This window comes from Frankia sp. CeD, assembly GCF_000732115.1.
Taxonomy (GTDB): domain Bacteria; phylum Actinomycetota; class Actinomycetes; order Frankiales; family Frankiaceae; genus Frankia; species Frankia casuarinae.
In genome coordinates this window covers 52,245-62,665 of record NZ_JPGU01000028.1, presented here as the reverse complement: position 1 = coordinate 62,665, position 10,421 = coordinate 52,245, and the positions used below count along the sequence as shown (strand labels likewise).

Annotated in this window: 6 protein-coding genes and 2 pseudogenes; all 8 read left to right on the top strand. The window is 68.1% G+C overall.

The features are described from left to right. Window positions 1-432: 432 nt before the first annotated feature. The 8 genes and pseudogenes from CED_RS14970 to CED_RS25395 all read left to right on the top strand — a co-directional run bounded on the left by CED_RS14970 (window position 433) and on the right by CED_RS25395 (window position 10,308). Window positions 433-3,105, top strand: a complete 2,673-nt coding sequence (locus tag CED_RS14970) for an amino acid adenylation domain-containing protein (protein ID WP_051868842.1) — start codon at window positions 433-435, stop codon at window positions 3,103-3,105. Between the two features lie 65 nt (window positions 3,106-3,170). After that, a complete protein-coding gene (locus CED_RS14965; protein ID WP_011436408.1) occupies window positions 3,171-4,304 on the top strand; it encodes a hypothetical protein in 1,134 nt (377 codons plus the stop codon). Window positions 4,305-4,328: 24 nt separating this feature from the next. Continuing rightward, window positions 4,329-7,127: a type I polyketide synthase gene (locus tag CED_RS25875; protein ID WP_035911588.1), complete on the top strand. Its 2,799-nt coding sequence runs from the start codon at window positions 4,329-4,331 to the stop codon at window positions 7,125-7,127. Window positions 7,128-7,300: 173 nt separating this feature from the next. Beyond that, a pseudogene (locus CED_RS22810) lies at window positions 7,301-7,438 on the top strand (response regulator); the annotation flags it as partial. 109 nt (window positions 7,439-7,547) lie between these two features. Next, a complete protein-coding gene (locus CED_RS14955; protein WP_023841240.1) occupies window positions 7,548-8,804 on the top strand; it encodes a DUF2254 domain-containing protein in 1,257 nt (418 codons plus the stop codon). 332 nt (window positions 8,805-9,136) lie between these two features. Further along, on the top strand, window positions 9,137-9,748 hold the full coding sequence (locus CED_RS26275; RefSeq protein ID WP_084680819.1) for a wax ester/triacylglycerol synthase domain-containing protein: 612 nt from the start codon (window positions 9,137-9,139) through the stop codon (window positions 9,746-9,748). Next, window positions 9,639-10,031: pseudogene (locus CED_RS26270) on the top strand (WS/DGAT domain-containing protein); the annotation flags it as partial. The gene CED_RS26275 and the pseudogene CED_RS26270, both read left to right, overlap by 110 nt. Before the next feature lie 19 nt (window positions 10,032-10,050). Further along, window positions 10,051-10,308, top strand: coding sequence for a hypothetical protein (locus CED_RS25395; protein WP_023841238.1), 258 nt, complete (start codon window positions 10,051-10,053; stop codon window positions 10,306-10,308). Window positions 10,309-10,421: the final 113 nt, after the last annotated feature.

Sequence of the window (10,421 nt, the reverse complement as noted above, 5' to 3'; positions counted from 1 at the left end):
GCCCCGACCCGGCCTGTCCGAGATCGGTGGGAGTGACGGGCATGCGAGACTGGACCGGCAACGGGGCTCCCTACGGCTGGTGATCTAGGCAATCCCCGTCCTACCGGGACCCCGTTGCCTCACCGCAGCCACCCTCACCGTGGTGGCCCGCCGTTGTTCCCCCGGACCCCACGGCCCCACCNCCCCACCCACCCCACCGGCTGTCACAGAACGTCATCGGTGGCGTTTCCGCCGGCGCCGGAACCCACCCTCACACGCGCTACTCACAGCGACGAAACAGCAGCCGGGCCCGGATCCTCACACCACCACCGGCCCCAGCCCCCCGCACCCCGTCTCACACCGTCTACCTGCACAAACAGACTTTGCGGGTCACCCTGGCCGGGGGAGCCGGCTGGAGTTGTCGAGCACGAGACCGACTGGGTACGGCGCCTGATGTCCGTCGAGCCGCTCGACCTCCCGCGCCGTAATCCGGTCGCGGATCCGCCGCACCGGTACCGGGATATCCGATTCCCCGTCCCCGCTGATCTCGCCGGCGTGGAGGAGAAGATGGCCGCACGGGATGGTGACGGCCGGGGGCGCGATAGGTCCGAATGGTTGCTCACGGTGCTGCTGGCCTTCCTGGTTCGATTCAGCGGTGCGGACGGTCCGGACGTCGACCTGTCGTGGGAAGCCGAATCCGACGCCTCGGGCGGGGATGGCATACCGCTTGCCCGCCATCGGCCGTTCCGGGTGCCCTCGCTCAACGAGAGCCGGGGTTTCCTGGAGTTCCGCCGTGAGGTGGCCAGGCAGCTCCGCCTGTTCAGCGGGCGTAGCGGCCACCCCCGCGACCTAGGGGTTCGTCACGCGGAGCTACGTGCGTGCGCGCCATGGGCCGAGCGCGGCATGCCGGTCGCCGTCGAGCTGGTTGACAATCTCGATGTCGCTGCCGAGCCGCGGTCCGCGACCGTGCTGTTCGCGCAGATCCCGCGAGACGGTGAGGGATGCCGCTGGCTCATCGCCGAGAACGTCCTGCAAACTGGTGCGGCCGACACGATGCGCTCCATGTTCGTCGCGTTCCTCGAGGCCCTCACGGGCTCCGCGACGGCCGATCTGACCCAGCTCCCGCTATTGTCGCCCGAGGACACGCAACGTGTGCTTGTCACCTGGAACGACACGGACGCCGACTACCCGCGCGACCTGTGCGCGCATCAGTTGTTCATACGGCAGGCACGTAGCCGTCCCGAGGCANCCGCCGTCGTCTGCTCTGATCGCAGTCTCTCGTACGGCGAACTTGATCGACGGTCGACGCGCCTCGCCGCGTTCCTCGGTCGCCACGGCATCGGTCCCGGCAGCCTTGTCGGCATCTACCTCGAGCGGTCGGAAGAAATTGTTGTCGCTGTACTCGGCGTGATGAAATCCGGAGCGGCCTTTGTGCCGTTGGATCCGGTGTATCCACCCGACCGCATCACTCAGATGCTCACCAGTTCGGGGTCGACACTGCTGCTCACCCGGACGAGTTTGGAGCCCGATGTCCGGGACTGCCCGGCGACCGTCGTCACGCTCGATCAGTACTGGGATGTGATCGCGACAGCCGGGGGCGGTCCGGGCGAGGAACATGACGAGGAATCTGACGAGGAAAAATATGACCGAGGGTCACCGGAGGGTCGTGCTTATGTAATCTACACGTCGGGGTCGACCGGCCGGCCCAAGGGGGTGGATGTCGGCCACCGGGCCCTGACGAACCTTCTGTGCTCGATGGCGCGGACTCCAGGATTTACCGAGTACGACCGCCTGCTGGCGGTGACCACGGTCTGCTTTGACATCGCCTACCTCGAGCTTCTCCTGCCGCTGGTGACAGGCGGGCAGGTCGAGGTGGTACCCGCCGATGTCGCCAGTGACGGGTTCGAACTGCGGAGACGGATCGAGCGGAGCCGCCCGACGGTCATGCAGGCGACCCCGGCGACCTGGCGGATGCTGATCGCCGCGGCCTGGGAGGGTGACCGTGGCCTGACGGCCCTGTGCGGAGGCGAACAGCTGCCTCGCGACCTCGCTGACGGCCTTCTCGCGCGGGTTGCGAAGGTGTGGAACCTCTACGGCCCGACCGAGACGACGATCTGGTCCTCGGTCGACCGCGTGGAGCCGGGTCGGCAGGTTACGATCGGGCGACCGATCGCCAATACCCGGTTTTACGTCCTCGACAGATGGCTTCAGCCGGTGCCGCCCGGGGTACCCGGCGAGCTGTACATCGGTGGGGACGGGGTGGCCGCGGGCTATCTCGGCGAGCCGGAGCTCACCCGGGAAAGGTTCGTCCGAGACCCGTTCGGACCGGACGAGTCCGCCGTCATGTACCGGACCGGGGACATCGTGCGCCACTTGCCCGACGGCCGGATTGACTACCTCCACAGGGTCGACAACCAGGTCAAGCTGCACGGATATCGCATCGAACCCGGTGAGATCGAAGAAGCTCTGCGCCGGCATGACGGCATCGCTGAGGCGGTGGTCTGCCCACGCGACATCGCCCCCGGTAACCGCNAGCTGGTGGCCTACCTCGTCTCGGCCGAATCCGGCCTCGGCGCGCGGCCGGAGGAACTCCGGCGGTACCTACGTACCCGACTACCTCCCTACATGATCCCGGCTGCGTTCGTGACCGTGACACGTCTGCCGCTGACAGCCAACGGCAAGATCGATCGTCGGTCCCTACCGGGGCCGCCTGAGGTTCTCCCGCCCGCAGGCGGAGAGCGGGTCCTGCCCCGTAGCGAGCTCGAGGCGGCAGTCGCCAGCATCTGGCGGGGTGTCCTGGGGGTGCCGGAGGTCGGAATCGACGAGAACTTCTTCGACGCCGGCGGTAACTCGTTGCTGCTCATGCAGGTTCTGATCCGGCTTCAGGCGGAGCTGTCCGAGTCGCTTACGCGGGTCGACATGTTCGCCTATCCGACTGTCCGGGGACTGGCGGCATACTTGTCCACCGCTGCGCCACGCCGGTCCGGTGACGCCGGATCCGGCGCGCCACACCCTCCCGGACGAGCTGGGGCACCCGAAGAATCCGGGGGGCGTTCCCGGTCAGCACTCGCGGGCCTCAGGCGCAGACGTGGTGGTCTCAGCTCCCGCCAGCCACCCGGCGCATGAGGCACCCGGCGCATGAGGCGGGCCCGTCGGCGACGCGTTCGAAAACTCGGCTGGGAAGGTGAGGAATGGTCCGCTGCAAGATCTGTTCACTGAACGCTGGTCATCCGGGAATATCACTTGACAATGATGGCGTGTGCAACCTGTGTAGCCTCGACGTCGCGGTCGAGATGTTCGAGAACTTCACCTACGTGTCCAGAACCTACGAGGAGTTCGCGAACAGCGGGCCGAACGAGCGTGGTCCCTACGACTGCCTGCTGATGTACAGCGGTGGCAAGGACAGCACGTACATGCTGGACAAGTTCGTGAACGAGTACCATAAAAGAGTCGTCTCCTACACCTTCGAAATTCCCTTCGAGAGCAGCCATGCCGCAGCGAACATGCGGCTTGCCCAGGAGAGGATCCCGGCCACCTTCGTCACCGACCGGTCCGACAAGATAAAGGACATGATGAGGGAGGTGTTCAACCGACCGGTCCCGGAGCGGCCGGGTAAGTACCTGGACGAGAAACTTCCCTGTGTCTCGTGCCGGTCATTCTTTGTCATCCGGGCAATCCTGCACGCGTGGCGGAACAACATCCCCTACATCATCCTGTGCGCGGACCCGCAACAGACGCTCACGATGGAGTCGAACGTCCGGAAGATCGTTAAGAACTTCTACCAGATCTTCGGCCGGGACCGGACCGGCGAGTTCTTCTCGGGCGGGCTGGAGGAACTACTGTTCGCCGACGAGCGTGAGCTGCCGAAGATTGTCTTTCCCTTCGTCGCCCTACGCGACGAATACGACCCCGACCGGATCGTCGCGGAGCTGAAGGCGAAAGGAATTTACGAATCCTCGCCATTCGAGACCCACTGCACGCTTTTTCCGCTACTCAACTACTACTCGTTCAGGAATTGGGGCTGTATGTTCTACAAGCTGAACGCGTCGAGTTATGTGCGGGCGGTCAACCGAAACAAGGACTACGACCGGTCCACCTACAGTGTCAAGTTCCCCCGATCGGTCGATGTGGCCGAGGTCGAGGACCGACTCAGGGCGATCGTGTTCGAGATCGCGGCAGGGGAGGGGGACCCCGGCGCGCACGAGGAGGCCCTCGTCGAGGTGTTCAAGCAGCTTGATGCCGGCGAGGACGCCGCCCGGTATGTCGCCCGTAGTTTCCTCGACCTGCGTACCGTGGCCGCGGACATGGGCATCCGACTCGACTGAGAGTCTGCGCTGAAGGGGGAGACGATGGAACGACCAGACGACGTCCGGGATTCCGACATCGCTATTATCGGGATGGCGTGCCGTTTTCCCGGGGCCGATACCGTCGAGGAATTCTGGCAGAATCTGTGTGACGGGCGTGAGACCACCACCTTCTTCACCGAGGCCGAACTGCTGGCAGCCGGCGTCGGCCCCGCACTCGTGGCGGACCCGCGCTATGTGCGGGCCGGGCAGATACTGGCCGACATCGAGATGTTCGACGCCGAGGTCTTCGGGATCACGAGCGAGGAGGCGGAGCTCCTGGACCCACAGCAACGGCACTTCCTCGAATGCGCGCTCACGGCGCTTGAGAACGCCGGTTACAACCCGGACACCTGCCCCGGACCGATCGGTATCTATGCCGGCGCCGGGCTGAACACCTACCTTCTACGCAACCTCTCCGGCCGTTTCCGCCACGGGTCGACGCTGGAACGTTACCGGCTGATGATAGGCAACGACAAGGACTTCCTGGCGACGCGCGTGGCCTACAAGCTGAACCTGCGGGGCCCGGCGGTGAACGTGAACACCGCCTGCTCCACTTCGCTGGTGGCCGTCAATCTGGCCTGCCTGAGCCTGCTGGGCGGAGAGTGCGATCTTGCGTTGGCCGGAGCGGCCCATATCAAGGTGCCACAGGCCGAGGGCTACCTTTTCCAGGAGGGAATGATCCTGTCGCCGGACGGCCGGTGCCGGGCTTTCGACGCCCGAGCGCAGGGCACGATCCTCGGCAGCGGTGTCGGCATCGTGGTCCTGAAGCGGTTGGCCGACGCGCTCGCCGACGGCGACTGGATTCACGCGGTCATCAAGGGAAGCGCGGTCAACAACGACGGCGGCGCGAAGACCGGCTACACGGCTCCCAGCGTGCAGGGCCAGGCCGCCGTGATCGCCGAGGCTCAGGCTCTTGCCGGTTGCGCCGCCGAGACGATCACCTATGTCGAGGCCCACGGTACCGGCACCCCGCTCGGGGACCCGGTCGAGCTCGCCGCCCTGACCGACGTGTTCCTGCGGCAGGACGTGTTCCTGCGGCAGGACGTGTTCCTGCGGCAGACAGGGGCAGGCGCCCGGTGCGCCATCGGTTCGGTCAAGACCAACATCGGCCACCTGGACGCGGCCTCCGGGATCGCCGGACTGATCAAAACCTCGCTGATGCTGCGACACCGGCGGATCGTGCCGAGCCTGCACTTCGAAAAACCCAATCCCGACATCGACTTCGACGCCAATCCCTTCCGCGTCGCCACGGAGTCCCAGGAGTGGCCGGCATCGGGCACAGCCCCGCGACGTGCCGGCGTGAGCTCGTTCGGCATTGGCGGCACGAACGCCCATGTGATTCTTGAGGAGCCGCCGCCCCGCGAACGCGAGCCCGGGGTGCCGCCTTCGGACGGCTGGCAGTTGCTGATGATCTCTGCCGGCTCGGTCGCGGCGCTCGAGGAGGCAACGGAGAATCTGGCGCGTCATCTGCGCGTGCACCGCGAGACGCTCGACCTCGCCGACGTGGCGTACACGCTCGCGGTGGGACGCCGGGCACGTGCGTACCGACGGGCGCTGGTGTGCCGGGACGTCCACGACGCCGCACTGACGCTCGCGCTCGGGGAGCCCGACCGCGTGTCCACCGGGCAGGTTGCCGACGGCGAGGCCGACGTAGTCTTCGTTTTCGCGCACCGTCTTATGGAGAACGGCGACGACACCCCTCTCGCCGGCCTGTACCGCGACGCCGCCGTATACCGCGACGTCGCTGTGTTCCGCGACGCGGTCGACCGGTGCGCGGTGGCCCTCAAGACTCTCGGGGTGAGGCCGCGGACACCCGACCCGGCGTCGTTGTTGCGTGCGCGGCATGGCGACGCCGTCGCCGCCTTCGTCGGGCAGTACGCTCTCGCCGAGCTCTGGACGGCATGTGGTGTGCGTCCGAGCGCGCTGGTGGGGTTCGGCTCGGGCGATCTGGTCGCCGCCTGCCTCGCCGGGATCTTCCCCCTCGAGTCCGCGCTCGGGCTGGCCTGGGCGCAGGCGCACGGCGAGCCGGCCGGCAACCTCACGCCAGCGGCCCCCCGGTACCCCGTGTGGTCCGCGGCAGTCAACGGTTGGCTGGACGTGGGTGCGCCGGTGCCGTCGGCGGGCTGGGTCGGGCCGCGTGACGAGACTCCCGACGCCGAGGAACGTCTCGCCCTCCTGCTCGACGGTCGGCGCGAGACATCATCCGGGCGGAAGGTTGTGCCATTGGAGATGGACCCGCGCGGCACCCGTCCCGACGCTGGCACCCGTCCCGACGACGACGCCCGACACGTGTGGCTGGCGACCGCGGGGCGCCTGTGGACAAGCGGCGTCAGCCTCGACTGGTCGGCGTTGCATGCTGGCCAGGGACATCGGCGCGTGCCCCTGCCGACCTACCCGTTCCAGCGCAGGCGCTACTGGGTCGAGGCGGACGAGCACGCGTTTCCGGCGACTGCCGGAGGAACCGATGCCGGCCCCGCGCCGGCGGAGGGGACGCTGCGCGACCGAGTGGAGACGGCACGGGACGCCGAGAGACCCGCACTTGTCATCGATTTCATCCAACATCAGGTCGCGGAAATGCTCGGACTGGACGATGCGGCACAGGTGGACCCGGATCAGAACCTCTTCACGCTGGGGCTGGACTCGCTGAATCTGATCGAGATCGCGGCACGGCTGGGTGCCGAGCTGGAGCAGGACGTCCGGGCCTCGGTCTTCACCGATCATCCGACTATCCGCGCCTACGTGGAAAAGCTGGCGGCATCGCAGGACCTGCCCGGCACCGGCCCAGGCACCCTGACGGGGTAGCCGGCGGTCCGTGGCGCGGATGCCTCCGGGACAGGCCGCCGGTGTCGTTCGACGTGTCGTGTCTCGGCATCCCGCGAGCCAACCCGCACCCGCAAGGGTGGCTCATCTGCTGGGTGGGAAGGTCGATGGTAACGGCTTGGGCGGGGCGACGATAGCCGGCTACGGGCGAGGCGGCCCTGGTGGAGGTTGCCGCGCATCCGGTGGACGCCGTTCTGCTCGACCTGATGTTGCCGGGTATGGATGGTTTGGAGGTGTGCCGTCGCCTGCGTACCTCAGGGGACCTGCCGGGCCTGGTGAGCCGCGGGCGCTGACCGTCGGCCCCCTGGAGATCCGTTGCGCGGAGGGGGTGGTCCTTCGGGACGGCCGCGACGCGCGCCTCACCTGTGGGTCAGCCGGGCAGCTGACGGGCATCTCCTGGCCATGCTGTCCGCGCGGCAACAAGGCATGTGGCGGTCCCGCGCGCGCCGGCTGTGGACCAGCTTCTGGACGATTCCGGCCCTGTGTACCGCCTTGGCGGTTGGTCTTGCCGTTTCGGTTCCCTGGCTGGATGAGCGGGGGCTGTCCGCCGCGCTGCCGTTCCTGTTCAGCGGCGGGCCGGACGGTGCACGATCCGTGTTGTCCGCGGTCGCCTCCTCCATGATCTCGTTTACCGCGCTGGTGTTCTCGATCACGATCGTGACGCTGCAGCTGACCAGTGGCCAGTTCTCGCCTCGGGTGCTGCGGACCTTCCTTCAGGATCGCCTCACCCAACTGGCACTGGGTGTCTTCGTTGCGACTTTCGTCTATGCGCTGGCGGTCCTGCGCTCGGTCCGCGGCGCGGACACGGCCCGGTCGTTTGTGCCGCGGACGGCTGTCACTCTGTCGGTTCTGCTGGTACTCATCAGCGTTGTGCTCTTCATCGCTTATATCCACCACGTGACCAATGCGGTCCGGGTGTCGCAGATCTTGGCCTCGATCGGCACGCAGACCCGCCGATGCATCGCTCGCCGCTTCGATGGCGTCGGCTCCGTATCCTCGGTACCTCTGCCGACGGCCGCGCGCAGCCCAAGATATAAGATCATAAGCGCCCCGCGGAACGGTATTATCGCCGTGGTGCGAGACCGACCGGTGGTTCGGGCTGCCTCGCAGGCTAATTGTCTGGTTGTGCTCGTGCCAAAGATCGGTGATTTCGTTGCTGCCGGGATGCCGCTGTTCACCGTGCACGATGGCCCCGCCGACGGCCTCCGCGGAGACCTCGACCGGCAGGCCGTGATTGACGCGGTGGATATCGAGATCGAGCGGAGCATGGAGCAGGACATTGCGTTCGGCTTCCGGCAGCTGGCCGATATCGCGGAACGCGCCCTGTCACCAGCCATGAACGACCATACGACCGCGGTGGCGGCGGTCGATCAGGTGCATGATCTGCTACGCCGGCTTGTCACGCGGCACCTGACGCCCCGGGCCCATACTGACCGGGACGGCCAGCCGCGGCTCGTGGTGCCGGAACCCGATCTCGAGGACTACCTGCGGATCGGCGTGGACGACATTAGCCGGTGGGCGCAGGACTCCCCACGGGTGCTCTCCCGGCTGCGCCTCATGCTGCGCGACGTGTACGAGCAGGCTCGGCCTGAGCACCGGGCGCGCATCGCTTGCCGCGTCACCCGCTTGGAGCGCCGCCTCGCCGCCAGGAAAGGCTGACCGGGACGGCTAGATGTCCCGTTGCATCCCCTCCCGTGACTGCCCAGACGTCNCCTTCTCACCGCCGGTGAACGTCGCCGATGGGTGTGCTGATGGATGAGGTGTGCGATCGGGGATGCTTGGCGGTTGCCGCGGTCAGTGGTGGCGGTCCTCGTACTGCGCGGCTGTGGTGACGTCTCGGGGATAGGTGCGTAGCGCCCGGAGACCGACGAGGCCGGCGGCCACCATGGGAGCCATCATGATCAGGAAGGTGAGTTGCAGGCCCCGGCGGGGCGGGGGCGCGAGCTCGTCCGGAGGGGCCGGGATACAGCCAGCCGCGGGAACGGCGCCGAATGCCCGCGACCGATGCCTTCTTCCTCGAGGNGGAAGGCCCCCGCAGCCCGCAGCAGGTCGGGGGCGTCGCGGTTCTGAGACTCCTCCCCGGCAGCTCCTCGCCCACGCTCGCCGACATCCGCGCCCATGTCGCTCGGCGCCTGGCGGATATTCCCCCGATGTTGCGACGAGTCGTGTCGCCGGGGCCGTTGTCCGGCTACAGATGGGAACTGGCCCGGAGTATCGACCTGTCCTGGCATGTCCGCGAGGTGACCCGGCAGCCCGGAGCCGTGCGGCCGGATTCGCTGTCCGCCTCGCCCGCGCCCGCGCGATGGGCGGCCGTGACCACCGGCATGGTGCGGCTCGGGCTGGACGGAGCCGCGCCCCCCTTCCCCTGGTCTGGGCGATCGGGACCGGCTCGCCGGGNGCGGATGGTGCGGCTGCGACTGCCCGAGGTTCGGGCAGTCGCGCGGGCCGCGAACGCCCGCGTGACCGACGTCCTGCTCGCCATGGTGGCACAGGCTGGCCCAGCTGCTGGCCGAGCAGGGCCAGCCGTGCGGTGCGGCGGTCCGTGCCATCACGCCGATCTCTCTGCGCACGACAGGCACCGCCATCGGCGACGACCTGGGTAACGCGACCACGGCGGTGCAGCTTGACCTGCCGCTCGACCCGATGCCAGTGTCCTGGCAGTTGCGGGCGATTACCGCCGGTGGCCGGCGGGCGCGGCGCCCGGGGCGGATCCTCGCGGCCGGCGCGGCCCTGCGGGTGATAGGTGCCCTGCCGGCGCCGCTGCGCGGACCCGCGGCTCGCAGCGTCTATCAGGGTCGGCATATTGGAATGATCGTATCGAACCTTCCAGGCGCGGCGGGCCCGCGGGAGTTCGTCGGCCTGCCACTGCTCGACACCTACCCGCTGGTCCCCCCTCGCCGAAGGCGTGCCGCTTGCGGTGGGGGCACTCGGCTGGCAGGACGAACTCTGCCTCTCGGTGACGACGGATCCCAGCCTTGTGCCGCCGACGGCGGACCTGGCCGGGCGGCTGTCCGCCGGGCTGGACCAGCTGCGTCGCGAGGTGAGCGCCCCGGCGCGCGCCCCTGGGACGGGGTCCGCCTCGGCCGGCTACCAGGGGCGCCCAATCTCGATCGAGTGGGCTGGCCGCGGCTGGCGTCGCCCGGGCGATGCCGGTGACCCGTAAGGACGGCGTGTAGCCGGGAGCGGCCGTGGGTGGGGGCGGATGGTTGGCCGGTCGCCGGTGCGGGAATGGCCGAGGCGGTGGCCTGTCGAGTGCCTGACGGAGAGTGCCTGACG

Coding starts and splice junctions, on each gene's coding strand:
- CED_RS14965 (WP_011436408.1), top strand. CDS start 3,171: ATGGTCCGCTGCAAGATCTGTTCACTGAACGCTGGTCATCCGGGAATA.
- CED_RS25875 (WP_035911588.1), top strand. CDS start 4,329: ATGGAACGACCAGACGACGTCCGGGATTCCGACATCGCTATTATCGGG.
- CED_RS14955 (WP_023841240.1), top strand. CDS start 7,548: ATGCTGTCCGCGCGGCAACAAGGCATGTGGCGGTCCCGCGCGCGCCGG.